The organism is Allobosea sp. OAE752, from assembly GCF_050433265.1.
Classification (GTDB): Bacteria; Pseudomonadota; Alphaproteobacteria; order Rhizobiales; family Beijerinckiaceae; genus Allobosea; species Allobosea spartocytisi.
The window spans coordinates 152,005-177,456 of record NZ_JBNPXO010000003.1 but is presented as its reverse complement, the minus strand read 5'-3'; the positions used below and the strand labels follow the sequence as shown (position 1 = coordinate 177,456).

The 25,452-nt window shown below is 66.5% G+C and carries 23 protein-coding genes; 19 read left to right on the top strand and 4 right to left on the bottom strand.

The window, feature by feature from the left end:
* Window positions 1–55: 55 nt before the first annotated feature.
* Window positions 56–991 (top strand): LysR family transcriptional regulator, encoded by a 936-nt coding sequence (locus tag GGC47_RS10010; RefSeq protein WP_038359830.1) that lies wholly within the window; start codon window positions 56–58, stop codon window positions 989–991.
* Here GGC47_RS10010 and ppk2 read toward each other — a convergent pair.
* Window positions 955–1,899: a polyphosphate kinase 2 gene (ppk2, locus tag GGC47_RS10005; protein ID WP_429068107.1), complete on the bottom strand. Its 945-nt coding sequence runs from the start codon at window positions 1,897–1,899 to the stop codon at window positions 955–957. The genes GGC47_RS10010 and ppk2 overlap by 37 nt on opposite strands.
* A 186-nt stretch (window positions 1,900–2,085) precedes the next feature.
* Between ppk2 and GGC47_RS10000 the strand changes: the two genes are divergently transcribed.
* The 7 genes from GGC47_RS10000 to phoB all read left to right on the top strand — a co-directional run bounded on the left by GGC47_RS10000 (window position 2,086) and on the right by phoB (window position 8,638).
* Window positions 2,086–3,144, top strand: a complete 1,059-nt coding sequence (locus tag GGC47_RS10000; protein WP_038359828.1) for an ATP-binding protein — start codon at window positions 2,086–2,088, stop codon at window positions 3,142–3,144.
* 124 nt (window positions 3,145–3,268) lie between these two features.
* The gene (gene pstS, locus GGC47_RS09995; RefSeq protein ID WP_113254534.1) at window positions 3,269–4,294 is read left to right on the top strand and encodes a phosphate ABC transporter substrate-binding protein PstS; all 1,026 of its coding nucleotides are present in this window, start codon (window positions 3,269–3,271) and stop codon (window positions 4,292–4,294) included.
* Window positions 4,295–4,467: 173 nt separating this feature from the next.
* Window positions 4,468–5,439: a phosphate ABC transporter permease subunit PstC gene (pstC, locus tag GGC47_RS09990; protein ID WP_038359776.1), complete on the top strand. Its 972-nt coding sequence runs from the start codon at window positions 4,468–4,470 to the stop codon at window positions 5,437–5,439.
* A gap of 18 nt (window positions 5,440–5,457) precedes the next feature.
* Window positions 5,458–6,339, top strand: coding sequence for a phosphate ABC transporter permease PstA (pstA, locus tag GGC47_RS09985; RefSeq protein ID WP_038360388.1), 882 nt, complete (start codon window positions 5,458–5,460; stop codon window positions 6,337–6,339).
* 39 nt (window positions 6,340–6,378) lie between these two features.
* The gene (gene pstB / locus GGC47_RS09980; RefSeq protein WP_038359773.1) at window positions 6,379–7,185 is read left to right on the top strand and encodes a phosphate ABC transporter ATP-binding protein PstB; all 807 of its coding nucleotides are present in this window, start codon (window positions 6,379–6,381) and stop codon (window positions 7,183–7,185) included.
* A 22-nt stretch (window positions 7,186–7,207) separates the two neighbouring features.
* The gene (phoU, locus tag GGC47_RS09975; protein WP_038359770.1) at window positions 7,208–7,927 is read left to right on the top strand and encodes a phosphate signaling complex protein PhoU; all 720 of its coding nucleotides are present in this window, start codon (window positions 7,208–7,210) and stop codon (window positions 7,925–7,927) included.
* Between the two features lie 12 nt (window positions 7,928–7,939).
* Entirely contained in the window at window positions 7,940–8,638 is a 699-nt protein-coding gene (gene phoB, locus GGC47_RS09970; protein WP_038359768.1) for a phosphate regulon transcriptional regulator PhoB, read from the top strand.
* Between the two features lie 52 nt (window positions 8,639–8,690).
* On the opposite strand, the gene GGC47_RS09965 is transcribed toward phoB, so the two are convergent.
* A complete protein-coding gene (locus GGC47_RS09965; protein WP_142021995.1) occupies window positions 8,691–9,077 on the bottom strand; it encodes a SpoIIAA family protein in 387 nt (128 codons plus the stop codon).
* Between the two features lie 56 nt (window positions 9,078–9,133).
* A complete protein-coding gene (locus GGC47_RS09960; protein ID WP_038359764.1) occupies window positions 9,134–10,045 on the bottom strand; it encodes a LysR substrate-binding domain-containing protein in 912 nt (303 codons plus the stop codon).
* A gap of 202 nt (window positions 10,046–10,247) precedes the next feature.
* Between GGC47_RS09960 and GGC47_RS09955 the strand changes: the two genes are divergently transcribed.
* From GGC47_RS09955 to mdh, 6 genes are all read left to right on the top strand, one after another.
* Complete coding sequence (locus tag GGC47_RS09955) at window positions 10,248–11,147, top strand: amino acid ABC transporter permease (RefSeq protein WP_112761481.1); 900 nt, start codon at window positions 10,248–10,250, stop codon at window positions 11,145–11,147.
* Window positions 11,144–11,938, top strand: coding sequence for an amino acid ABC transporter ATP-binding protein (locus tag GGC47_RS09950; protein WP_142021993.1), 795 nt, complete (start codon window positions 11,144–11,146; stop codon window positions 11,936–11,938). The genes GGC47_RS09955 and GGC47_RS09950 overlap by 4 nt, the downstream gene beginning before the upstream one ends.
* Before the next feature lie 99 nt (window positions 11,939–12,037).
* Window positions 12,038–12,868, top strand: coding sequence for an ABC transporter substrate-binding protein (locus GGC47_RS09945; protein ID WP_142021992.1), 831 nt, complete (start codon window positions 12,038–12,040; stop codon window positions 12,866–12,868).
* A 220-nt stretch (window positions 12,869–13,088) separates the two neighbouring features.
* On the top strand, window positions 13,089–14,267 hold the full coding sequence (zapE, locus tag GGC47_RS09940) for a cell division protein ZapE (protein WP_429067885.1): 1,179 nt from the start codon (window positions 13,089–13,091) through the stop codon (window positions 14,265–14,267).
* 170 nt (window positions 14,268–14,437) lie between these two features.
* The gene (locus GGC47_RS09935) at window positions 14,438–15,037 is read left to right on the top strand and encodes a TetR/AcrR family transcriptional regulator (RefSeq protein WP_038359756.1); all 600 of its coding nucleotides are present in this window, start codon (window positions 14,438–14,440) and stop codon (window positions 15,035–15,037) included.
* Between the two features lie 327 nt (window positions 15,038–15,364).
* Complete coding sequence (gene mdh, locus GGC47_RS09930; protein WP_038359754.1) at window positions 15,365–16,330, top strand: malate dehydrogenase; 966 nt, start codon at window positions 15,365–15,367, stop codon at window positions 16,328–16,330.
* Between the two features lie 57 nt (window positions 16,331–16,387).
* Here the strand turns inward: mdh and GGC47_RS09925 are convergent, their stop codons facing one another.
* Complete coding sequence (locus GGC47_RS09925) at window positions 16,388–17,026, bottom strand: 2OG-Fe(II) oxygenase family protein (protein ID WP_142021991.1); 639 nt, start codon at window positions 17,024–17,026, stop codon at window positions 16,388–16,390.
* Window positions 17,027–17,202: 176 nt separating this feature from the next.
* Between GGC47_RS09925 and sucC the strand changes: the two genes are divergently transcribed.
* From sucC to lpdA, 5 genes are all read left to right on the top strand, one after another.
* Complete coding sequence (sucC, locus tag GGC47_RS09920; RefSeq protein ID WP_112761486.1) at window positions 17,203–18,399, top strand: ADP-forming succinate--CoA ligase subunit beta; 1,197 nt, start codon at window positions 17,203–17,205, stop codon at window positions 18,397–18,399.
* A gap of 9 nt (window positions 18,400–18,408) precedes the next feature.
* Complete coding sequence (gene sucD, locus GGC47_RS09915; RefSeq protein ID WP_038359746.1) at window positions 18,409–19,293, top strand: succinate--CoA ligase subunit alpha; 885 nt, start codon at window positions 18,409–18,411, stop codon at window positions 19,291–19,293.
* Between the two features lie 218 nt (window positions 19,294–19,511).
* Window positions 19,512–22,469, top strand: coding sequence for a 2-oxoglutarate dehydrogenase E1 component (locus GGC47_RS09910; protein WP_038360384.1), 2,958 nt, complete (start codon window positions 19,512–19,514; stop codon window positions 22,467–22,469).
* Window positions 22,470–22,574: 105 nt separating this feature from the next.
* Window positions 22,575–23,804, top strand: a complete 1,230-nt coding sequence (odhB, locus tag GGC47_RS09905; protein WP_142021990.1) for a 2-oxoglutarate dehydrogenase complex dihydrolipoyllysine-residue succinyltransferase — start codon at window positions 22,575–22,577, stop codon at window positions 23,802–23,804.
* 132 nt (window positions 23,805–23,936) lie between these two features.
* On the top strand, window positions 23,937–25,337 hold the full coding sequence (gene lpdA / locus GGC47_RS09900; protein WP_142021989.1) for a dihydrolipoyl dehydrogenase: 1,401 nt from the start codon (window positions 23,937–23,939) through the stop codon (window positions 25,335–25,337).
* Window positions 25,338–25,452 lie beyond the last annotated feature (115 nt).

The following is a 25,452-nucleotide window of genomic DNA, read 5'->3' as shown; positions in this document are numbered from 1 at the left end:
GCGCGGGCTTGAGGCGCGACGGGCGTGAGGCGCGATCTCTTGGGGGCGGTGGCGGATGGATAATCGCGCAGGTGAGATGGATGTCTTCGTCACGGCGGCGGATGCCGGCAGCTTCTCGGCGGCCGGGCGCAAGCTCAACCTCTCGCCCTCGGCCGTCAGCAAGCTGATCAGCCGCGTCGAGGACCGGCTCGGCACGCGGCTTCTGGTGCGCACGACGCGCGCCCTGCAGCTCACGCCGGAGGGCGAGGTCTATCTGGCGCGGGCGCGGCGCATCCTCGCCGAGATCGAGGAGACCGAGAGCGCGCTCTCCAGCGGGGCGCGGGCGGTGCCGCGCGGCCGGCTCAGGGTCAGCGTCTCCGTCGGGTTCGGGGTGATGTATGTCCTGCCGCGGGTGCAGGAATTCCTGACGCTCTATCCCGAGATCGAGCTGGACATCTCGCTGAACGACGAGGTGATCGACCTGGTCGAGGAGCGCGCGGACATCGCGATCCGCGCCGGCATCCTGCGGGATTCCCGGCTCAAGGCGCGCAAGCTGCTGGAGACGCGCCGCATCGTCATCGCCTCGCCCGCCTATCTGGAACGGCACGGCACGCCCCGGACCCCGGACGATCTCGAGCGGTTCAACTGCCTGCGCTTCAATTTCCGCTCGAGCTTCGACGAATGGCTGTTCCGCGATCCGGCGAGCGGCGAGCGCTTCAGCCGCACGGTCGCCGGGAATTTCCTGGCCAATAGCGGCGCCACCCTGCGCAATCTCTGCCTGCGCGGCATGGGGCTGGCGCGGCTCGGCCGGTTCCATGTCGAGCCGGATCTCGCCGCGGGCCGGCTCGTGCCGGTGCTGGAGGCCTATGATGCGGATGACCGTGAGCTGATCCACGCCGTCTTCGCCGGCCACGAGCATATGGCGGGGCGCATCCGCGCCTTCGTCGATTTTCTCGCCGAGCGGATGAGAGAGCCTCAGGCGGTTTCCGGCTCGCCGCCCTTGGCGAGATAGCGCTCGACCGAGACGACGACCTTGTCGTCGAGCGGGCCGATCGCCGCCTCGTCCTTGTCCTTGTAGGGGATCGCCCGCAGGACATGGCGGATGGCGTTGAGCCGCGCGCGCAGCTTGTCGTTGCTGCGCACGACGACCCAGGGCGCGTCTTTCGTCGAGGTGCGGCCGAGCATCTCGTCGAAGGCGCGGGAATAATCGTCGAAGCGCGGGATCGCCTCGAAGTCGATCGGCGAGAGCTTCCAGCGCTTGAGCGGATCGTGCCAGCGGGCATGCAGCCGCATCATCTGCATCTCGCGGCCGATGGTCAGGAAGAGCTTGACGATGCGGATGCCGCCGCGCGTCAGCATGCCCTCGAAGACGGGGGCCTCGCGCAGGAAGCTCTCGGTCTGCTCCGGCGTGCAGAAGCCCATGACGCGCTCGACGCCGGCGCGGTTGTACCAGGAGCGGTCGAAGAAGACGATCTCGCCGGCCGTCGGCATCTCGGCGGCGTAGCGCTGGAAATACCACTGCCCCTTCTCGGTGTCGGAGGGCTTGGGCAGGGCGACGATGCGGGCCTGGCGCGGATTGAGATGCTGGGTGAAGCGGGCGATGGTGCCGCCCTTGCCGGCGCCGTCGCGGCCCTCGAAGACGACGACGATGCGCTCGCCATGCTTCTGGGCCCAGCGCGTCAGCTTCTGCAGTTCGATCTGCAGCGGCTCCAATTCGCGGTTGTAGCGCTTGCGCTTCATCCGCTTGCCATAGGGGTAGTCGCCGCTGTGATAGGCGGCGTCGACGATCGATTCAGGCAGGGTATCGGCCTCGATGTCGAAGCCCTTGGCCTTGCCGGCATTCCGGGCCTTGCCGATGCTCTTGGACTTGCCCGGCTTGGGCGGCCGCTTCTCCTTCGGGGTCGATTGCGTCGCCGGCAGCTGGATCAGGTTTTCGATCTCGGCGCCTGAGAATTTCTTCGCCATCGTTTCTGTCTCCTCGCCGGGACGAGCCCGTTTCTTCCCCGGTGGAGCCTAGCCGGCTACTGCGCCGAAGGGAATTGACGCCCTCTGCCGTTCCGCGCAGGAAGGGCCGAGCCGGCAACGGCCGGCAGCTTCGGACGTTCCATGATCGACACCGCCGTTTTCCCCATCGCCGCTGCGCGCGGCTTCGTCGAGGCGCTCGGCACCGCCGTCGTGCTGCTCGACGAGCTCGGCGTCGCGCAGGCGCTGAGCCCGGCGATGCGCGCGCTGATCCCGGGGCTCGAGACCGGCAAGCTCCTGGCGCTGGTGCTGCGCGACCCCGACCTGATCGAGGCGATCGAGGCGGTGGCGCTGGATGGTGGGCGCAAGACGATCGAGCTCGTCGAGCGCGTTCCGGTGGAGCGGACCTTCCGCATCCACATCGCCGCGCTTGCCGGGCGGGCCGAGCGCCGTCCGACGCTCCTGACCTTCGAGGATCTGAGCGAGCAGCGCGTCATCGAGCGCATGCGCGTCGATTTCGTCGCCAATGCCAGCCATGAATTGCGCACGCCGCTGGCCTCGCTGCTCGGCTTCGTCGAGACGCTGCAGGGGCCGGCGCGCAACGACGAGAAGGCCCGCGAGCGCTTTCTCGGGATCATGCGCGAGCAGGGGCTGCGCATGGCGCGGCTCGTCGACGACCTGCTCTCGCTGTCGCGGATCGAGCAGCGCGCCCATGTCGCGCCCGACGCGCCGGTGGATCTCGCCGGCATCGCGCGCGAGATCGTCGATTCCCTCGCGCTGCTGGCGCGCGAGCGCGAGGTGACCCTCAAGCTGAAGGCGCCGTCCGAACCGCTGCAGGTGCCGGGGGACCGGGACGAGTTGCTGCGGCTGATGGAGAACCTGGTCGAGAACGCGATCAAATACGGCAAGCGCGGCGGCGAGGTCGCAATCGCGGTCGAGATTCATGACGGGGAGGCCAGCGTCTGCGTCCGCGACGACGGGCCGGGCATCGCGCCTGAGCATCTTCCGCGCCTGACCGAGCGCTTCTACCGTGTCGATACGGCGGCCAGCCGCGAGGCCGGCGGCACGGGACTGGGGCTCGCCATCGTCAAGCACATCGTGCTGCGCCATCGCGGCCGGCTCACCATCGAGAGCAAGCCGGGGCAGGGCGCTGCCTTCAAGGCGATCCTGCCCCGCTACGGAACGGGCCGCAGCGCGGCCTGAGCCCTGACAATCCGGAACGGCCCGAGCCTTTGTGACAGTTTTCATGACGGAATGTCATGTGGCTGTCATACTGAGGGTGTTCTGACGAGGTCGCTGCAAACAGCGACCCAGAGAGGACATCTCAATGCGCAAGATTCTCGTTCTCGCGGCCGTTGCCGCCGGGATCGCCGGTTCCGCCCAGGCTGCCGACATCACCGGCGCCGGCGCGACCTTCCCCTTCCCGATCTATTCGAAATGGGCCGAGGCCTATCAGAAGGAAGCCGGCGTCGGCCTGAACTATCAGTCGATCGGCTCGGGTGGCGGCATCCGCCAGATCAAGGCGAAGACCGTCGCCTTCGGTGCGACCGACGCCCCGCTCAAGGGCGAGGAGCTCTCCAAGGACGGCCTGATCCAGTTCCCGACCGTGATGGGCGGCGTCGTTCCGGCCGTGAACATCGCCGGCATCGAGCCGGGCAAGCTCAAGCTCTCGGGCGAAATCGTCGCCGGGATCTATCTCGGCGAGATCAAGAAGTGGAACGACCCGAAGATCGTCGCGCTCAACGGCGATCTGAAGCTCCCCGACGCCAACATCAACCCGGTCTACCGTTCGGACGGCTCGGGCACGACCTTCGTCTTCACCGACTACCTCTCCAAGGTTTCGGCCGAGTGGAAGACCAAGATCGGCAACAACACCGCCGTGCAGTGGCCGGTCGGTATCGGCGGCAAGGGCAATGAGGGCGTTTCCGCTTCGGTGAAGCAGGTCGCGAACTCGATTGGCTATGTCGAGTACGCCTATGCCAAGCAGAACAAGCTCTCCTACGCCCTGGTGAAGAATGCCGACGGCAACTTCCCGATGCCGACGATCGAGGCCTTCCAGGCCGCGGCCGCCAATGCCGACTGGAAAGAGCAGCCGGGCTTCGGCATCTCGCTCAACAACCAGAAGGGCAAGGATGCCTGGCCGATCACCTCGGCGACCTTCATCCTGGTCCATGCCAAGCCGGAAAGCCCGGCCGACGTGCAGGCCGCGCTGAAGTTCTTCGACTGGGCCTACAAGAGCGGCGACAAGCTGGCGAGCGATCTCGACTACGTGCCGCTCCCGGCCAACGTCAAGGACGAGGTCCGCGCCGCCTGGAAGGGCGTGACCGACAACTCCGGCAAGCCGATCTTCTGATCGCAGCCTGACCGACAGGGCGAGGCGGGTTATCCCGCCTTGCCCGACCACGCTCAGCCTTCATCCTGAGGAGCCGCCGGTCGCGGCACCGGAGGCTCTTCAGGATGAGGGCTGAGGCCGATCGAACCGGACCGGCTCGAGCAGCCTCGGCGACATTATCGGAGCCTCGCGGAATGACCGCCGTAACCGACATGAAAAGCATTCCCCCGGCACCGGTGATCCGGAAGACGCCGAAGGCGACCTTCGACCTCGTCTTCCGCAATGCGAGCTTCCTCGCGGCGCTGCTGGTGCTGGTGCTGCTCGCCGGCATCATGCTCTCGATGATCGTCGGCGGCTGGCCCGCCTTCCGCGAATTCGGCCTCGGCTTCATCACCTCCAGCGTCTGGGATACGCAGAACGAGCAGTACGGCGCCTGGCCGGCGATCGTCGGCACGCTCTCGACGGCGCTGATCGCGCTCGTCATCGGCGTGCCGCTCTCGCTCGGCATCGCCGTGTTCCTGACGCAGCTCGCCCCGCCCTGGTTCAAGCGGCCGGTCGCGACCGCGATCGAGCTGCTCGCCGCCGTACCCTCGATCATCTACGGCATGTGGGGGCTGTTCGTCTTCGCGCCGCTCTTCGCGGCCTATGTCCAGATCCCGCTCTCGAATATCGTCGAGGGCATCCCGATCGTCGGCACGGTGCTCTATTCGCGCTCGCCCTCGGGCCTCGGCATCTTCACCGCGGGCATCATCCTCGCCTTCATGATCGTGCCCTTCATCGCCTCGATCACCCGCGACATGCTGGAGCAGATCCCCTCGGTGCTGCGCGAGAGCGCCTATGGAATTGGGGCGACCACCTGGGAAGTCGTGCGCCATGTGCTGGTGCCGCAGGCCGGCGTCTCGATCATCGGCGCGATCATGCTCGGGCTCGGCCGTGCGCTCGGCGAGACGATGGCGGTGACCTTCGTGGTCGGCAACGCCAACCGGCTCTCGGCCTCGATCCTCGACCCCGGCTCGACCATAGCCTCGCGCATCGCCAACGAGTTCAACGAGGCGATGGGCCTGCAGCTCAATTCGCTGATCGCGCTGGGCTGCATCCTGTTCTTCGTCACCTTCGTCGTCCTCGTCATCGCGCGGCTGCTGGTCGCCCGGGTCAAGAAATTCTGAGGTCTGGGTCAGATGAGCATGTCCACCTCTTCCGCACCGGCCGCATCGCACATCGCCTGGGGGCGCGTGCGCCAGTCGCGCCGCACCGCCGACCGCGCGATGAAGGTCATCGCCACCGGCTTCACCTTCTGCGCCATCTTCGTGCTGTTCTGGATTCTCGGCATGCTGCTGGTGAAGGGCATCGGCGGGCTCTCGCTCGCGACCTTCACCCATGTCACGCCCGGGCCGGGCTCCGAGGGCGGCGGCCTCGCCAACGCCATCGTCGGCTCGATCGTGCTGACCTTCCTGGGCATTGCGGTGGCGACGCCGATCGGCGTGCTCGCCGGCACCTGGCTGGCGGAATACGGCCGCGGCTCCAAGCTCGCCAACATCATCCGCTTCATCAACGACATCCTGCTTTCGGCGCCGTCGATCCTGATCGGCCTGTTCGTCTACGTCATCCTGGTCGAGCCCTTCCGCGGCTATTCCGGCTGGGCCGGCGGCGTCGCGCTCGGCATCATCGCGATCCCGGTCATCGTGCGCACCACCGAGGACATGCTCAGCCTCGTGCCCGGCCCGCTGCGCGAGGCAGGCTCGGCGCTCGGCGCGCCGCCTTCCGTCGTCATCACCAGCGTGACCTGGCGCGCGGCGAAGGCCGGCATGGTCACTGGCATCCTGCTGGCACTCGCCCGCATCGCCGGCGAGACGGCGCCGCTGATCTTCACCGCGCTGAACAACAATTTCTGGTTCTCGCCCAATCTCGTCGGCGGCGTTTCCAACCTGCCGGTCACGATCTACCAGTTCGCCTCCGCCCCTTACGAGAACTGGCAGCAACTCGCCTGGGCTGGTTCGCTGATCATCACGATCTCGATCCTGCTGCTCTCGATCATCGCCCGGCGCGTCGTCGCCGGCGGCAAATAAGACTTGAATCCAGCCCGGTCGCGCCCGACCTTGAGGACCATGTCGATGCTTTCGACCCTTGAACTCTCCCCGCAGTCGCTCGATGCCGAGGCTCCCGTCCGGATCGCGGTGAAAAACCTCGATTTCTACTACGGCGAGCACAAGGCGCTGAAGAACATCAATCTCGACTTCCGTGACCGCCATGTCACGGCGCTGATCGGGCCTTCGGGCTGCGGCAAGTCGACCCTGCTGCGCATCTTCAACCGGATCTACTCGCTCTATCCGGAGCAGAAGGCGACCGGCGAGATCATGCTCGACGGACGCAACATCATCTCCAACGACGTCGATGTGAACGAGCTGCGCTCGCGCGTCGGCATGGTGTTCCAGAAGCCGACGCCGTTCCCGATGTCGATCTACGACAACGTCGCCTTCGGCATCCGCCTCTACGAGAAGCCGCCGAAGTCGGAGCTCGACGACCGCGTCGAGGGCGCACTGCGCCGCGCCGCGCTCTGGGACGAGGTCAAGGACAAGCTGAAGAGCTCCGGCATGGGCCTCTCCGGCGGCCAGCAGCAGCGCCTGTGCATCGCGCGCACCATCGCGCAGAAGCCGGAAGTGATCCTGTTCGACGAGCCGACCTCGGCGCTCGACCCGATCTCGACCGGCAAGATCGAGGACCTGCTGGAGCAGCTCAAGAGCGACTTCACCATCGCCATCGTGACGCACAACATGCAGCAGGCGGCGCGCATCTCGCAGTACACGGCCTTCATGTATCTCGGCGAGGTCATCGAGTTCGCGCCGACCAACACGATCTTCATGAACCCGGCGAAGAAGCAGACGCAGGATTACGTCACCGGCCGGTTCGGCTGAGCGGCGACGGAGGAGGAACCCCATGACCGACCATATCGTCCGCTCCTACGACGCCGATCTCGAAGGCCTTCGCCGCAGCCTCGCCGAAATGGGCGGGATGGCCGAGCGCATGCTCGGCGATGCGACCGTGGCGCTGGTGCGCCGCGACACCACGCTGGCCCAGAAGATCATCTCCGCCGATCAGCGCCTCGACAATCTCCAGCGCGAGGTCGAGGAGAAGGCGGTGCTGACCATCGCCCGGCGCCAGCCGCTGGCCAACGATCTGCGCGAGCTGATCTCCGCCATCCGCATCGCGGCGGATGTCGAGCGTGTCGGCGATCTCGCCAAGAACATCGCCAAGCGCGCCGTCGCCATCTCCGGGCAGTTCCAGCCGCCGCACCGCGCCGTGGTCGGGCTGGAGCACATCAGCCGCCTCGTTCAGGCGCAGCTCAAGGACGTGCTCGACGCCTATGCCGCCGGCAACGAGCAGAAGGCGCTCGAGGTCTGGCGCCGCGACGACGAGATCGACGCGCTCTACACCTCGCTGTTCCGCGAGCTCCTGACCTATATGATGGAAGATCCGCGCAACATCACCTTCTGCACGCATCTCCTGTTCTGCGCCAAGAACATCGAGCGCATCGGCGACCACACCACCAACATCGCCGAGACGATCCACTATCTCATCACCGGTGACTCGCTCGACGCGAACCGGCCGAAGCTCGACACGACCAATATCGAGGTCGAGGCGATCACGGGTAGCTGAGGCTAAGGAATCATGGCGGCACGCATCCTGATCGTCGAGGACGAAGAGCCTCTCACCCTGCTGCTGCGCTACAACCTCGAAGCCGAGGGCTTCGAGGTCGACAGCGTGGCGCGGGGGGACGACGCCGAACTGCATCTGCGCGACCACACGCCCGATCTGGTGCTGCTGGACTGGATGCTGCCGGGCCTTTCCGGCATCGAGCTCTGCCGCCGGCTGCGCTCGCGGCGCGACACCGAGCGGGTGCCGATCATCATGTTGACGGCGCGCGGCGAGGAGACCGAGCGGGTGCGCGGGCTCGCGACCGGCGCCGACGACTATGTCGTGAAGCCGTTCTCCCTGCCGGAGCTGACGGCGCGCATCCAGGCGCTGCTGCGCCGGGCGAAGCCCGGCCATGTCGCCGGTCTTCTGCAGGCGGGCGACCTTGAGCTCGACCGCACCACCCGGCGCGTCCGCCGCGCCGGCAGCGAGCTGCATCTGGGGCCGACCGAGTTCCGCCTGCTCGAGTTCCTGATGCAGGCACCGGGCCGCGTCTATTCCCGCGCCCAGCTCCTCGACGCCGTCTGGGGCCGGGACGTCTATATCGACGAGCGCACCGTCGACGTGCATGTCGGCCGCCTGCGCAAGGCGATCACGCCTGCCGACGCCAAGGACCCGCTCCGGACCGTGCGCGGCGCGGGCTATGCCTTCGACGAGACGTTCGCCAGAAGCTGACCGCCGCCGGAGCTGACACGCGAGCCGAGCCCCGGCTCGCAGCGCCCGTGCTTCAGGTGTCGGGGCCGCCCTCGATATCGGCGGCCCAGGCCAGCGCGGCTTCGCGCTCGGCCGGCGGGAAGGTGCGGATCTCGACGAAGGGGACCACCGGGGCGAAGAGCCGCGCGACGCGATCGAGCCAGCCCTTCTCGACGATGATCGCCTCCTTGGGGAAGCGCCTGAGTTCCCAGAGCTTGCCGAAGCTGTAGCGCGCGTCCTTCCAGGCGGCGGCGAAGGTCATGTCGTCGAAGGCGGTGATATCGGCGAGGATCGCGACCTTCTCGTGCCGGCTCAGCCGGTCTTCGACATCGGCGGCGACGCGCTCGATATCGGCCGGCTCGATGGTGCCGCTGAACGCGATGGCGAGAACATGGTCGGGAGCCGGAAGAATGGTGATCATGGCGGCCTCCTCCTGTGCCGATGTCAACGCATGGCCGGCCGGGAGGTTGCGGGCGCTCAGGCTGCTCGCGTCGCCGCGTCGAAAGCCGCGGCCTCCGTCCTCAGCCAGGCGATGAAGGCGTCGAGGCCGGGGCGCGAGGGCTGGTCCAGGCGGCGGGTCAGCCAGCAGCCGGTGACGCTGGTGAAGCCGATATCGAGCGGGTTGACCAATGCGCCCGAAGCCAGTTCCTCGGCGACATAGCAGCGTGGCGCCAGCGCGACGCCGAGCCCCGCGACCGCGGCGCGGATGATGACGGAGTAATAGCCGTATCGGACGGTATGGGCCGGCACCGCGCCGCGCAGGCCATGCGCCTCGGTGAACTCGGCCCAGAAGGCCGGCATCTGGTAATGCTGCAGCAGCGTCATCTTCTGGATGTCGGCGGCGCGGCGGAAACCGCCCATGCGCTCCAGCAATTCGGGCGCGGCGACGAGGGCGACATCGCGGCCGAACAGATAATGCGCCTCCTTGCCGGGCCAGGGCGGGGTGCCGTGGTTGATCTCGATGTCGGGCTCTTCCGTCTCGTTTTCGCTGACATAGTTGGTGAACTGGACATCGACGCCGGGATGGGCCTCGGCGAAGACGGGGAAGCGCTCCATCAGCCAGCGCTCGCCGGCGATGGCGACCATGTGCAACCGGATCGGCCGGGCGATGGCGACGCGCTCGGCCAGGCGCATCGCACCGCGTTCCATCTGCTCCAGGGCGGCCTCGGCATAGGGCAGGTAGATTGCGCCGGCCTCGGTGAGCTTGAGGCCGACCGGATTGCGCTCGAACAGCACGGTGCCGAGATGGTGCTCGAGCGACAGGATCTGCTTGGAGACCGCGCTCTGCGTCAGGTTGACGACGCCTGCGGCGCGGGCGGTCGAGCCCAGTCGCGCGACGGTGACGAAGGCGCGCATGGCGGTGGAGGAGGGCGGGGGCCGCAAGGCCATGGGTATTCCGTTTTGGACTAGGCTACCGGAGATCGTTTCGTTTGCTGGCTGCCGGGTCAAGAGGTCATTCTTACGCTTGGGGAGGAGGGGCTCGCATGAATTTGACAATCTGCCCGTGCTGCGGTGGTTTCCGCGGACCAACGGCATCGCGGTCGATGGCGCTTTCGAGAGCCGCCGGCAAGCCTGTCCGGGAGCGCCGTCGATGAGCCATGCCGTCACCTCGCCGGTCGCCAGCCGCGATCTGGCCGCGATCGCGCGACTCAGGATCGTGCCGCGTCGTTTCTATGGGCGTTGGGTCGCGGCGGCGCTCATCATCGCTGTCCTCGCCTGGATCGTCGCCGCCTTCGTCAAGGGCGACATCGCCTGGCCGGTGGTCGGGCAGTTCTTCACCGCGCCCGCGATCCTCTCCGGTCTCGGCAACACGCTGATCATGACGGTCTGCGCAATGACGCTGGGCATCGTGCTCGGGGTCGTCTTCGCGATCATGTATATGTCGCCGAACCCGGTGCTGCGCAGCGTCGCGCTGTTCTACATCTGGTTCTTCCGCGGCACGCCGCTGCTGCTGCAGCTCCTGATCTGGTTCAACCTGGCGCTGGTCTTCCCGACCATCGGCATTCCCGGGCTGTTCTCCTGGCGCACCATCGACATCATCGGTCCGTTCATGGCGACGCTGCTCGGGCTCGGCATGAACCAGGGCGCCTATACCGCCGAGGTGGTGCGCGGCGGCATCCTCTCCGTCGATACCGGGCAGACCGAAGCCGCCAAGGCGATCGGCATGACGCGGCTGACGGCGCTGCGTCGCATCGTGCTGCCGCAGGCGATGCGCGTCATCATTCCGCCGGTCGGCAACGAGGTGATCAGCATGGTGAAGCTGACCTCGGTGGCGAGCGTGATCCAGTATGCCGAGATCCTGCGCAACGCCCAGACGATCTATTTCGCCAATGCCCGCGTCATCGAATTGCTGATCGTCGCCGCCGGCTGGTATCTGCTCGTGGTGACGCTGCTGCAGATCGGGCAGTATTTCCTCGAGCGCCATTTCTCGAAGGGACGCGGCGAGAGGCGGGCGAAACGCACCGTCAAGATCGAGGAGGAGCCGGCATGAGCGCGGCGCAGAACCAGGCGGATGCGGATACCGCCATCGTCACCGTCGCCAATGTCAGCAAGTTCTTCGGCGATCTGAAGGCGCTGAACGACGTCTCGCTCTCGGTCGAGCCCGGCATGGTCCAGTGCATCATCGGGCCGTCTGGCTCGGGCAAGTCCACGCTGCTGCGCTGCATCAACCAGCTCGAGAAGATCGACCAGGGCGCGATCCGCGTCGATGGCGAACTGATCGGCTATCGCCGCGTCGGCGACGAGCTGCACGAGCTGACCGACCCGGAGATCGCGCGCCAGCGCCTCGTCACCGGCATGGTGTTCCAGCGCTTCAACCTGTTCAACCACATGACGGCGCTGCAGAACATCATCGAGGGGCCGCTCACGGTGCTGAAGCGGCCGCGCAAGGAGATCGTCGCGGATGCCATGGCGCTGCTGGAGCGTGTCGGCCTCGCCGAGAAGCGCGACGCCTATCCGAGCGAGCTCTCGGGCGGGCAGCAGCAGCGCATCGCCATCGCCAGGGCGCTGGCGATGAAGCCCAAGCTGATGCTGTTCGACGAGCCGACCTCGGCGCTCGATCCCGAGCTCGTCGGCGAGGTGCTGAACGTGATGCGCGACCTCGCCGCCAGCGGCATGACGATGATCGTCGTCACCCATGAGCTCGGCTTCGCGCGAGAGGTGGCGAACGACGTCGTCTTCATGGACAAGGGCGAGATCGTCGAGCGCGGCACGCCCGACACGGTCCTGGTCGCACCGACCCAGGTCCGCACCCGGGATTTCATCGCAGCCGTCCTGAAGTGACGACCGGCGGGATTCTTGTCGTTTTGCGCATGGCTTCAGCGAAAAACCGGTTCCCGTTTCTTCGCGCAATGCTTTGAGTTCATAAGAGGGAGAGACCACATGCTTCGTTTGACACTGACGGCGGCGCTGCTCGCCGCGACCACGCTGGCCGCTCAGGCGCAGACCGTGCCGGACCGGATCAAGACCGCCGGCAAGCTCGTGATCGGGACCCAGCCGAACTATCCGCCGATCACCTCGAAGGACCCGGCGACCAACCAGCTCATCGGCTTCGACATCGAGCTGGGCGAGGCCATCGCCAAGGAACTCGGCCTCAAGGTCGAATGGCAGGAAACGGCCTTCGCCCAGATGCTGCCCTCGATCCAGACCGGCCGCGTCGACATGGCGCTGGCCGGCATGAGCGATCTGCCGGCCCGGCGCGAGCAGGTCGACTTCGTCGATTATCTCGAATCCGGCGCGCAGTTCTACACGGTCACCCCGTTCAAGGACACGGTGAAGAGCCCTGACGACCTCTGCGGCAAGAGCGTCGGCGCCAGTCGCTCGACCAACTGGCCGCAGCAGATCGGCGATTGGAGCCAGGCCAATTGCGTCGCCAAGGGCAAGCCCGCGATCAACGTCGTCGGCACCGAGGGCTCGGTCGATGCCCGCACCCAGCTCAAGACGCAGCGCCTGCAGGGCGGCGTCCAGGGCAGCGAGACGATGAGCCATTTCCAGAAGCTCGAGCCCAACACCTACATCCCGCTCGGCAAGCCGTTCACGACGACGCTGATGGGCATCCCCTTCGCGAAGACGGCCGAGGGCGCGCAGCTGCGCGACGCCGTGAAGGCCGCGCTGGAGAAGCTCCAGGCCAACGGCACCTATGACGCGCTGATCCAGAAATACGGCCTCCTCGACAACCCGCTGAAGCCGGTCTCGGTCAACAAGGGCCAGTAGTTCCCTCGCGAATGCGCGGCGGCCTCGAAGCCGCAAGCCGAGGTTCGCTTCGCTACCGTCATCCCGGCCGGTCCGTCCGTGCCGGGATGACGTGTTTTCGGACCGGTGAAGCCGGGTGCGGGCCGCGGAGATGGCGGGCGCGATCTCGCCGGGCTTGCGATGGCGGCCGGGCTGCCGTAACCCGGAAGCCTCTTTCCGCGACCCGTCATTCCCAGCCGCCATGCCAGCCTCGATCACCGACCGCTATGCCGCCCTGGTCGAGGCGGGCGCCATCGAGCGCGATCCGGCCCAGGTCGCCGTCGTCAGGAAGCTGGAGGCGCTGAACGCGGCGCTCGCCGCCCGCCGCCTCGCCCGCAAGGGCAGCGCGCTCGGCTGGCTCTTCGGCAAGAAGCCCGACACCGCCGAGGCGCCGAAGGGGCTCTACATCTGGGGCTCGGTCGGCCGCGGCAAGACCATGCTGATGGACATGTTCTTCGAGTCCGCGCCGGTGAAGCGCAAGCTGCGGGTGCATTTCCACGAGTTCCTGGCCGCGGTGCATGGCCGCATCAACGCCCATCGCCAGAAGATCAAGACGGGCGAGGTCAAGGACGGCGATCCGATCGCGCCGGTCGCGGCGGAACTGGCTGAGGAAGCCTATCTGCTCTGCTTCGACGAGTTCACGGTGACCGACATCGCCGATGCGATGATCCTCGGGCGCTTGTTCACGGCGCTCTTCGCCGCCGGCGTCGTCGTGGTCGCGACCTCGAATGTCGAGCCGTCGCGGCTCTATGAGGGCGGGCTCAACCGGGCGCTGTTCCTGCCCTTCATCGATTTGCTTCAGACCAAGGTCGAGGTGCTCAAGCTCGATGCGCGCACCGATTTCCGGCTGGAGAAGCTCGGTGGCGCGCCGGTCTATCACGTGCCGGCCGATGCGAAGGCGAAAGCTGCGCTCGATGCTGCCTTCAAGGGGCTCTCCGGCGTGGCGCAGGGGCCGCGGACCGTGCTCAACGTCCACGGGCACGAACTCGTGCTGCCGCAGGCGGCCGGCGGCGTAGCGCGGGCAAACTTCGTCGATCTCTGCGCCCAGGCCTATGGCGCCTCCGACTATATCGCGCTGGCGCAGCGCTTCCACACGCTGGTGCTCGACGATATCCCGATCCTCGATTTCGACCGGCGCAACGAGGCCAAGCGCTTCATCATCCTGATCGACACGCTCTACGAACATCATGTGAAGCTCGTCGCCTCGGCGGCGGCCGAGCCGCATGAGCTCTATCGCGCGAACAAGGGGCGCGAGGCCTTCGAGTTCGACCGCACCGTCTCGCGCCTGATCGAGATGCGCTCCGAAGAGTATCTCGCGATGCCGCATGGCCGGCCCGACTCGGCGGCGAGCGGCGACACCACCGGGCTGGTCGAGACGTGAGTTTCACCGCCGACAATGGATGGGTGGTCATCCCGGGCAAGCTGCGCAGCAGCGCCGACCCGGGATCCATGCCTGAACCTTCGTCGGAAACGCTCTGGCATGGATCCCGGGTCAAGCCCGGGATGGCGGCGTGGTTGCGTGCGAACCCTAAATCGGAGCGCCGCTGAGCCATGCCGCAGCGCGAGCCGAGCGAGACACGCATCCTCACGGTCGCCAGCGAGCACCTGCGGACGTTCGGGCTGAAGCGCTTCACCGTCGTCGCCGTGGCGGAAGAGGCGGGCATGACCCATGCCAATGTCTATCGCTATTTTCCGTCCAAGGGGGCGCTGATCGATGCGGTGGTCGATCTCTGGCTCAAGGCGACGGAGCGGCGGCTCGCCGACATCGCCGATGGCCCCGACCCGGCCGACGACAAGCTCGAGCGGCTGATCCTGGCGCTCGCCAAGGCCAATCGCGACCTGCTGAGCGAGGATCCGCATCTCTTCGCGGCGCTGTCGCTCGCCGTCGCCAAGCGCCATGCCATCAGCCGGCGCAACCGGACGCGGGTCAGAGCGCTGTTCGAGCGCGTCGTCGACGAGGGAATCGCCACCGGCGTGTTCGAGCCGCGCGATCGCGACCGGGCCATTGCCTTCGTCATCGATGCGACGCATCGCTTCATCCATCCGGCCTCGCTGGCGCTGGAAGCCGACGTGCCGCTGGCCTCGGTCGATACCCGCCTCTCGACGCTGATCCGCGTCATCCTGCGGGTGCTCGGTAGCGGCATCGTGTGAAAAAATTTGGTGACCAATTACAATTTTTGTAAATTGTAATTGCCCGATTTTTGCCCCAAACGACTGAAAGTCGACATGGAGCCTCTTGCAAGTCATTGAAAAAAAAGAGGCCGCCTGTTTCGCCGCGCGAATGGGAGCGCCTCGCCCCGCAAAAGCCGTGTTTTCTGCGAGGGTTGCGGCAAAAGGGCGGTTTGGGCCAAAGGAAACCACGGTTTGGCCGGCCCGCTGGCCATCGTAGCGCCAAGGTATTTTGGCCAAGGCATTCCGGATGTCGAAAGCCGGCCGCAGCCGGCTTCGATCGAAGCGCCAGAAGAGAAGGACTAGGCTATGGCCCGCAAGAAGATTGCCCTCATCGGTTCAGGCCAGATCGGCGGCACACTCGCCCACCTCGCCGGCCTGAAGGAACTCGGGGACGTCGTCCTCTTCGACATCGCCGAGGGCATCCCGCAGGGCAAGGGCCTCGACATCGCCGAATCCGCGCCGGTCGACGGCTTCGACGCCGGCTACAAGGGCACGAACTCCTACGAGGACATCAAGGGCGCCGACGTGATCATCGTCACCGCCGGCGTGCCCCGGAAGCCCGGCATGAGCCGCGACGACCTGATCGGCATCAACCTCAAGGTGATGAAGGCGGTCGGCGAAGGCATCAAGCAATATGCGCCGAAGGCCTTCGTGATCTGCATCACCAACCCGCTCGACGCGATGGTCTGGGCGCTGCAGAAGTTCTCGGGCGTCAAGCCGAACATGATCTGCGGCATGGCCGGCGTGCTCGATAGCGCCCGCTTCCGCTACTTCCTCGCCGAAGAGTTCAACGTCTCGGTCAAGGACGTCTCGGCCTTCGTGCTCGGCGGCCATGGAGACGACATGGTGCCGCTGGTCCGTTACTCCGGCGTCGCCGGCATCCCGCTGCCCGACCTCGTCAAGATGAAGTGGACCACGCAGGAGAAGCTGGACGCCATCGTCGAGCGCACCCGCAAGGGCGGCGGCGAGATCGTCAACCTGCTCAAGACCGGCTCGGCCTTCTATGCGCCTGCCGCTTCCGCCATCGCGATGGCCGAGAGCTATCTCAAGGACCAGAAGCGCGTGCTGCCGGCGGCCGCCGCGCTGAAGGGCCAGTACGGCGTCAAGGACATGTTCGTCGGCGTGCCGGTGGTGATCGGCGCCAAGGGCGTCGAGCGCGTCGTGAAGATCCGCCTCAACGGCGCCGAGAAGGAGATGCTGGCGAAGTCGGTGGCTTCGGTGCAGAGCCTGATCGACGCCTGCAAGAGCGTCGATCCGTCGCTGGCCGGCTGAGGCATGCGCCCGGCGCAGGCACATATCCGGCAGGTGTTCGGGGGACGGCTCAGCCCGTCACCCGAACCGCAGCACCTTCTTGACCAGATGGGTGAAGGAGCCGCGGCTCTTCTTGCGTTCGACGTCGGCCTGGCTTCTGAGCCAGGTCATCTGGACGACGCGCCGCTCGCCGACGAAGGATGTGTGTCCGTGCCAGGAGTTGTCGGCGCGACGGAACGCGAAGAGCGAGCCGGTGATCGGGCTGATCTCTTCCTTCATATTCTCGAAATCGGTGCCGTTGTAGAGCACCCGCAGACGTCCGGCCGGCGAATCCTGCCAGGCGTCGTTGAGATAGACGAGCAAGGTCGCGATCTTCGACTCGCTGTCGGTGTGGATGCGTCCATCCTTGGCGGCGGAGAGCTTGCGGATCGTGATCATCTTCGGCTTGTCGACGAGGTCGATGTCGAGCTTTTCGGAGACGATTTCGGCCATCTCGCGGCTCTTCATCTCCTCCAGGAGTTTCGCGAAGGTGCCGTGCCGGTTGACGTCCTCTTCGGGGTGGTAGCCGGACTCGCGGATGTCGGGGAAGTCGTTGCGCAGGCCGTTCACCGCACCGGGCAGGATGACATCGCTGGCGATGAGATAGTTGTAGGGCTCGCGTTCAGTTCGCGCCGCGCGGACGGAATCGAGGTTGATACAGGAATACGACGTCGCCATTTCACTGTCCTCCCGTCAGATGTTTCATCTGATTGTGGATTTTTATCACCGGAATTCGGACGCGCGCAATCGCAGGCGATGCTCCGCCGCGCCGGGGTTTCGCCATCTTCGATCGCATGGGGCGCCGCACCCGGTGCCGGCCCCTTTTTCTTCAAAGCCCAGTCAGGAGCTACCGGATGAACATCCACGAATACCAGGGCAAGGCCATTCTGAAAGAGTATGGCGCGCCCGTCTCCGCCGGCTTCCCGGCGTTGACGGTGGCTGAAGCGGTCGAGGCCGCCAGGAAGCTGCCGGGTCCGCTCTATGTCGTGAAGTCGCAGATCCACGCCGGTGGCCGCGGCAAGGGCAAGTTCAAGGAGCTCGGCCCCGACGCGAAGGGCGGCGTGCGCCTGGCCAAGTCGGTCGAGGAAGTCGAGGCCCACGCCAAGGAAATGCTCGGCAACACGCTGGTCACCGTGCAGACCGGCGAAACCGGCAAGCAGGTCAACCGCCTCTATATCGAGGACGGCTCGGACATCGAGAAGGAGTTCTACCTCTCGGCGCTGGTCGACCGCGAGACCTCCCGCATCGCCTTCGTCGTCTCGACCGAGGGCGGCATGGACATCGAAGCCGTCGCCCATGACACGCCCGAGAAGATCGAGACGTTCTCGGTCGATCCCGCGACCGGCATCATGCCGCATCACGGCCGCGCCATGGCGCGCATCCTCGGGCTCTCCGGCGACCTCGCCAAGCAGGCCGGCACCGTGCTCGGCCAGATCTACAACGCGTTCGTGGCCAAGGACATGGACATGCTGGAGATCAACCCGCTGATCGTGACCACCCAGGGCCAGATCAAGTGCCTGGACGCCAAGATCTCGTTCGACTCGAACGCGCTCTATCGCCATCCCGAGATCGTCGCGCTGCGCGATACGACGGAAGAGGACGAGAAGGAGATCGAGGCCTCCAAATACGATCTCGCCTACATCGCGCTCGACGGCACGATCGGCTGCATGGTCAACGGCGCCGGCCTCGCCATGGCGACGCTCGACATCATCCAGCTCTACGGTGAGAGCCCGGCGAACTTCCTCGACGTCGGCGGCGGCGCCAGCGAAGAGAAGGTGACGGCGGCGTTCAAGATCATCACCGCCGATCCGAAGGTGAAGGGCATCCTCGTCAACATCTTCGGCGGCATCATGAAGTGCGACGTCATCGCGCGCGGCGTCATCGCGGCGGTGAAGGCGGTCGGCCTTCAGGTTCCGCTGGTGGTGCGCCTCGAAGGCACCAATGTCGAGGAAGGCAAGCAGATCATCCGCGAGTCCGGCCTCAACGTCATCCCCGCCGATGACCTCGACGACGCCGCGCAGAAGATCGTCGCTGCGGTCAAGAAGGCCTGAGGAGCAGATATGTCCATCCTGATCGACAAGAACACCAAGGTCATCACCCAGGGCTTCACCGGCAAGAACGGGACCTTCCATTCCGAGCAGGCGATCGCCTATGGCACGCAGATGGTCGGCGGCACCTCGCCGGGTAAGGGCGGCGCGATCCATCTGGGTCTGCCCGTCTTCGACACCGTCGCCGAGGCGAAGGAGAAGACCGGCGCCACCGCTTCGGTCGTCTATGTTCCGCCGCCGGGCGCGGCCGATGCGATCTGCGAGGCGATCGACGCCGAGATCCCGCTGATCATCTGCATCACCGAGGGCATTCCGGTGCTCGACATGGTGCGCGTCAAGCGCTCGCTTTCGGGCTCGAAGTCGCGCCTGATCGGCCCGAACTGCCCCGGCGTCGTCACCGCCGGCCAGTCGAAGATCGGCATCATGCCGGCCAACATCTTCAAGCCGGGCTCGGTGGGCATCGTCTCGCGCTCGGGCACGCTGACCTATGAGGCGGTGTTCCAGACCACGCGCGAAGGCCTCGGCCAGACCACGGCCGTCGGCATCGGCGGCGACCCGGTCAAGGGCACCGAGTTCATCGACATGCTCGAGATGTTCCTCGCGGACGACAAGACCGAGTCGATCGTGATGATCGGCGAGATCGGTGGCTCGGCCGAAGAGGACGCGGCGCAGTTCATCAAGGACGAAGCCAAGCGCGGCCGCAAGAAGCCGATGGTCGGCTTCATCGCCGGCCGCACGGCGCCTCCGGGCCGCCGCATGGGCCATGCCGGCGCGATCATCTCGGGCGGCAAGGGCGGCGCCGAGGACAAGATCGCCGCGATGGAAGCGGCCGGCATCCGGGTTTCGCCCTCGCCGGCGCGCCTTGGAAAGACCTTGGTCGAAGTGTTGAAGGGCTGAGGCCCTGGTGCCTTTCCGGGGCGCGTCATGGTCGGGCTTGACCCGAACATGACGTCCCCGAGGAAGCGACGGCAAAACGGCATGAGATGGTCGGCTCAAGGCCGGCCATGACGGAAGACCAAATGCTCAGGGCGCAGACCCGAGCATGACGGCAAGTTGAAGGATGTCCGGGCAAGGGTTCGGACATGTCGCAAGCGGTGAAGGAAGGCAGGAGCATCATGGCTCGCCAGGACATCAACGAGGCTCTCGCACAGACCGGGTTCCTCTACGGCGGCAACGCGGCCTATATCGAGGATCTCTACGCCCGCTACGAGGCCGATCCCAAATCGGTCGACGAGCAGTGGCAGAGCTTCTTCGGCGCGCTGCAGGACGACAAGCAGTCGGTGCTGGACAACGCCAAGGGCGCCTCCTGGAAGAAGCCGAACTGGCCGGTCGTCGCCAATGGCGAGCTGATCTCGGCGCTCGACGGCAACTGGGCCGTGGTCGAGAAGGTGATCTCCGACAAGCTCGGCGCCAAGGCCAAGGCTGCCGGCACGACGCTCTCCCCCGCCGACGTCCAGCAGGCGACGCGCGATTCCGTGCGCGCGATCATGCTGATCCGCGCCTATCGCATGCGCGGCCATCTCCATGCCAAGCTCGACCCGCTCGGCATCGAGAGCCGCAACGACCCCGAGGAATTGTCGCCGGCCGCCTTCGGCTTCGGCGAGGCCGATCTCGACCGCAAGATCTTCATCGACAACGTGCTCGGCATGGAGTTCGCCACCATCCGCGAGATGGTCTCGATCCTGCAGCGCACCTATTGCGGCACGGTCGGCATCGAGTTCATGCACATCTCCGACCCCGAGCAGAAGGCCTGGCTGCAGGAGCGCATCGAGGGGCCGGACAAGGAGATCGCCTTCACCAAGGAAGGCAAGAAGGCGATCCTCAACAAGCTGGTCGAGACCGAGGGCTTCGAGAAGTTCCTCGACCTGAAGTTCACCGGCACCAAGCGCTTCGGCCTGGACGGCGGCGAGGCGCTGGTTCCGGCGCTGGAGCAGATCATCAAGCGCGGCGGCGCGCTCGGCGTGCGCGACATCGTCTTCGGCATGGCCCATCGCGGCCGCCTCAACGTGCTGACGCAGGTGCTGGGCAAGCCGCATCGCGCGCTGTTCCACGAGTTCAAGGGCGGCTCCTTCGCGCCCGACGACGTCGAGGGCTCGGGCGACGTGAAGTACCATCTTGGTGCCTCCAGCGACCGCGAGTTCGACGGCAACAACGTCCATATCTCGCTGACCGCCAACCCGTCGCATCTCGAGATCGTCGATCCCGTCGTGCTCGGCAAGGTGCGCGCCAAGCAGGATCAGTTCGGCGACGTCGTCGAGCGTTCCAAGGTGCTGCCGCTGCTGATCCATGGCGACGCGGCCTTCGCCGGCCAGGGCGTGGTGGCGGAGTGCCTCGGCCTCTCCGGGCTGAAGGGCCACCGCACCGGCGGCTCGCTGCACTTCATCATCAACAACCAGATCGGCTTCACCACCTATCCGCGCTATTCGCGCTCCTCGCCCTATCCGTCCGACGTGGCGAAGATGGTCGAGGCGCCGGTCTTCCATGTGAATGGCGACGATCCGGAGGCGGTGGTCTTCGCCGCCAAGATCGCGATCGAGTTCCGGCAGAAGTTCCACAAGCCGGTCGTGGTCGACATGTTCTGCTATCGCCGCTTCGGCCATAACGAGGGCGACGAGCCGGGCTTCACCCAGCCGCTGATGTACCGCAAGATCCGCGGCCACAAGACGACGCTGGAGCTTTACGGCGCCAAGCTCGAGGCCGAGGGCGTGGTTCAAGCCGGCGAGCTCGACGAGATGCGCGCCGCCTGGAAGGCGAAGCTGGAGGTCGAGTTCGACGCCGGCCAGGCCTTCAAGCCGAACAAGGCCGACTGGCTCGACGGCCGCTGGGCCGGCATGAAGGCGATCCGCGCCGACGAGGACGATCCGCGCCGCGGCGCCACCGGCGTGCCGGCGGAGACGCTGAAGGAGATCACCGAGAAGATCACGGCCGTTCCGGCCGGCTTCAACGTCCACAAGACGATCCAGCGCTTCCTCGACAACCGCAAGAAGGCGGTCGAGAGCGGCGAGGGCATCGACTGGGCGACGGCCGAAGCGCTGGCCTTCGGTTCGCTGCTGCTCGACGGCAATCCGGTGCGGCTCTCCGGCCAGGATTGCGAGCGCGGCACCTTCTCGCAGCGCCATTCGGTGCTGATCGACCAGGAGACCGAAGCCCGCCACACCTCGCTCAACCATATCCGCGAGGACCAGGCCCGCTACGAGGTCATCAACTCGATGCTCTCGGAAGAGGCGGTGCTCGGCTTCGAATACGGCTACACCCTGTCGGAGCCGAACGCGCTGACGATGTGGGAGGCGCAGTTCGGCGACTTCGCCAATGGCGCGCAGGTGGTGTTCGACCAGTTCATCTCGTCCGGCGAACGCAAATGGCTGCGCATGTCCGGCCTCGTCTGCCTGCTGCCGCATGGCTATGAGGGCCAGGGTCCGGAGCACTCCTCCGCCCGCCTCGAGCGCTTCCTGCAGATGTGCGCCGAGGACAACATGCAGGTGGCGAACTGCTCGACGCCGGCGAGCTACTTCCACATCCTGCGCCGCCAGCTGAAGCGCGACTTCCGCAAGCCGCTGATCCTGATGACGCCGAAGTCGCTGCTGCGCCACAAGCGCGCCGTCTCCGACCTCGCCGACCTCGCCGAGGGCTCGACCTTCCACCGCGTGCTGGCGGATGATGCCGAGCGCGGCAAGTCGACCACCAAGCTGGTCAAGGATTCGAAGATCCGCCGCGTCGTGCTCTGCTCGGGCAAGGTCTATTACGACTTGCTGGAGGAGCGCGAGAAGCGCGGCATCGACGATGTCTATCTGATGCGCGTCGAGCAGCTCTACCCGTTCCCGCTGAAGACGCTGGCGCAGGAGCTGGCGCGCTTCAAGGGCGCCGATGTGGTCTGGTGCCAGGAGGAGCCGAAGAACATGGGCTCCTGGACCTTCGTCGAGCCCTATCTGGAATGGGTGCTGGGCCATGCCGGCTCGAAGTCGAAGCGGCCGCGCTATGTCGGCCGCCCGGCCTCGGCCGCGACGGCGACCGGCCTGATGTCCAAGCATCTCGCCCAGCTCAACGCCTTCCTCGACGAGGCCTTCGCGGCCTGACGACCCTCCCGGCGATGCTTTGCGCACTGCCGGATTTCCCTGCCGCATCGGCGTTTCCGCCGGTGCCGATCCGACCGCCAGAGAACGAGACAACAGAGGCCTGACATGGCGACCGAAATCCGCGTACCCACCCTCGGCGAATCCGTTTCCGAGGCGACCATCGGCAAGTGGTTCAAGAAGCCGGGCGAGGCTGTGAAGGCCGACGAGCCTTTGGTCGAGCTCGAGACCGACAAGGTGACGCTGGAGGTCAACGCCCCGGCCGCCGGCGTGCTCGGCGAGATCGTCGCCAAGGAAGGTGATACGGTCGGCGTCAGCGCGCTGCTCGGCATGATCGCTGAAGGCGGTGCGGCTGCTGCCGCGCCCGCTCCGAAGAAGGAAGAGAAGCCCGCCGCCGCGCCGGCTCCGGCCACTGAGGCTCCGAAGGCTGCCGCTACCAAGGCCGCCGATTCCGGCCCGGCCGTGGCGCGGCTGGCCGCCGAGAGCGGCATCGACGCCTCGTCGGTCCAGGCCTCGGGCAAGGATGGCCGCGTCACCAAGGGCGACATGCTCGCTGCGATCGCGACCGGCGCCAGTGCCGCCCCGGCGGCGCCTGCCGCTCCGGTGCAGGTCCGCGCCCCGTCGGCGCCGGACGACGCCTCGCGCGAAGAGCGCGTCAAGATGACGAAGCTGCGCCAGACCATCGCGCGCCGCCTCAAGGAGGCCCAGTCCACCGCCGCGATGCTGACGACCTTCAACGAGGTCGACATGACCAACGTCATGGCGCTGCGCAACCAGTACAAGGATGCCTTCGAGAAGAAGCACGGCGTCAAGCTCGGCTTCATGGGCTTCTTCGTGAAGGCCTGCGTGCAGGCGCTGAAGGAGATCCCGGCCGTCAACGCCGAGATCGACGGCACCGACATCGTCTACAAGAACTACTACCATATCGGCGTCGCCGTCGGCACCGAGAAGGGCCTGGTGGTTCCGGTGGTGCGCGATGCCGACCAGCTCTCCATCGCCGGCGTCGAGAAGAAGATCGGCGAGTTCGGCCGCAAGGCCCGCGACGGCAAGCTCTCGATCGAGGAGATGCAGGGCGGCACCTTCACCATCTCGAATGGCGGCGTCTACGGCTCGCTGATGTCGACCCCGATCCTGAACGCGCCGCAATCGGCGATCCTGGGCATGCACAAGATCCAGGAGCGCCCGATGGTGGTGAACGGCAAGATCGAGGCCCGGCCGATGATGTATCTCGCGGTCAGCTACGACCACCGCATCATCGACGGCAAGGAGGCCGTGACCTTCCTCGTCCGCATCAAGGAAGGCCTGGAGGATCCGGCGCGCCTCGTGCTCGACCTCTGATCGCGTTTCGCGACGTTCACTTCGACGTCATGCCCGGGCTCGTCCCGGGCACCCACGACTTTTCTCCCGGCCTCCCGAGACGTGGATGGTCGGGACAAGCCCGACCATGACGGGCACTGCGAGGCTATAGAGATGTCCTACGATCTCGTCGTCATCGGAACCGGCCCCGGGGGCTATGTCTGCGCCATCCGCGCCGCCCAGCTCGGCCTCAAGGTCGCGGTGGTCGAGAAGCGCGCCACCCATGGCGGCACCTGCCTGAATGTCGGCTGCATTCCCTCCAAGGCGCTGCTGCACGCTTCCGAGATGTTCGAGGAGGCCGGCCACACCTTCGAGAAGCTCGGCATCGTCGTCGGCAAGCCGAAGCTCGACCTCAAGGCGATGATGGCGCACAAGCAGGAGACCATCGACGCGAACGTCAATGGCGTCGGCTTCCTGCTGAAGAAGAACAAGATCGACGCCTTCCGCGGCACGGCCTCGATCCCCGCCGCCGGAAAGGTCGTCGTCACCGCCGAGGACGGCAAGGCGCAGGAGATCGAGACCAGGAACATCGTCATCGCGACGGGTTCGGAATCCGCGCCGCTGCCGGGCGTGGCCATCGACGAGAAGACCGTCGTCACCTCGACCGGCGCGCTCGAAATCGGCTCCGTGCCGAAGGAGCTCGTCGTGGTCGGCGCCGGCGTGATCGGGCTCGAGATCGGCTCGGTCTGGGCCCGGCTCGGCGCCAAGGTCACCGTCGTCGAGTTCCTCGACCGCATCCTGCCCGGCATGGATGGCGAGGTCGCCAAGCAGTTCCAGCGCATCCTGGAGAAGCAGGGCTTCACCTTCCAGCTCGGCTCCAAGGTCACCAAGGTCGACGTGGCCAAGAAGGGCGGTGCGACCGTCACCGTCGAGCCTGCCGCAGGCGGAGAGGCCAGGACGCTCAACGCCGATATCGTGCTGGTCGCGATCGGCCGCCGTCCCAACACCGATGGTCTCGGCCTCGACAAGGCGGGTGTCGCCACCGAGCGCGGCCGCGTCGTCATCGACGACCATTTCAAGACCAATGTCGCCGGCATCTACGCGATCGGCGACGTGGTGCGCGGGCCGATGCTGGCGCACAAGGCGGAGGATGAGGGCGTCGCGGTCGCCGAGATCATCGCCGGCAAGCATGGCCATGTGAACTACGACGCCATCCCCGGCATCGTCTACACCGCGCCGGAAGTGGCTGCGATCGGCAAGACCGAGGAGGAGCTGAAGGCGGCCGGCGTCGCCTACAAGATCGGCAAGTTCCCGTTCACGGCCAATGGCCGCGCCCGCGCCATCCGCCACACCGAGGGCTTCGTGAAGGTCCTGGCCGATGCCGCGACCGACCGCGTGCTCGGCTGCCACATCATCGGCCCGCATGCCGGCGACCTGATCGCGGAAGTGACCGTGCTGATGGAGTTCGGCGGCTCGTCCGAGGATCTCGCCCGTACCTGCCACGCCCATCCGACGCTGGCCGAGGCTGTGAAGGAAGCCGCGATGGCGGTGGAGAAGCGCCAGATCCATATGTGATCGGGTTGGCGGGCCGTGCCTCTGGCGCGGCCCTGCTGCAGGAACGAAAAAAGGAGCTGCAGGATTGCAGCTCCTTTTTTTAGGGGCTAACCGAGGAAGGGCCGGGCCGCCCGTG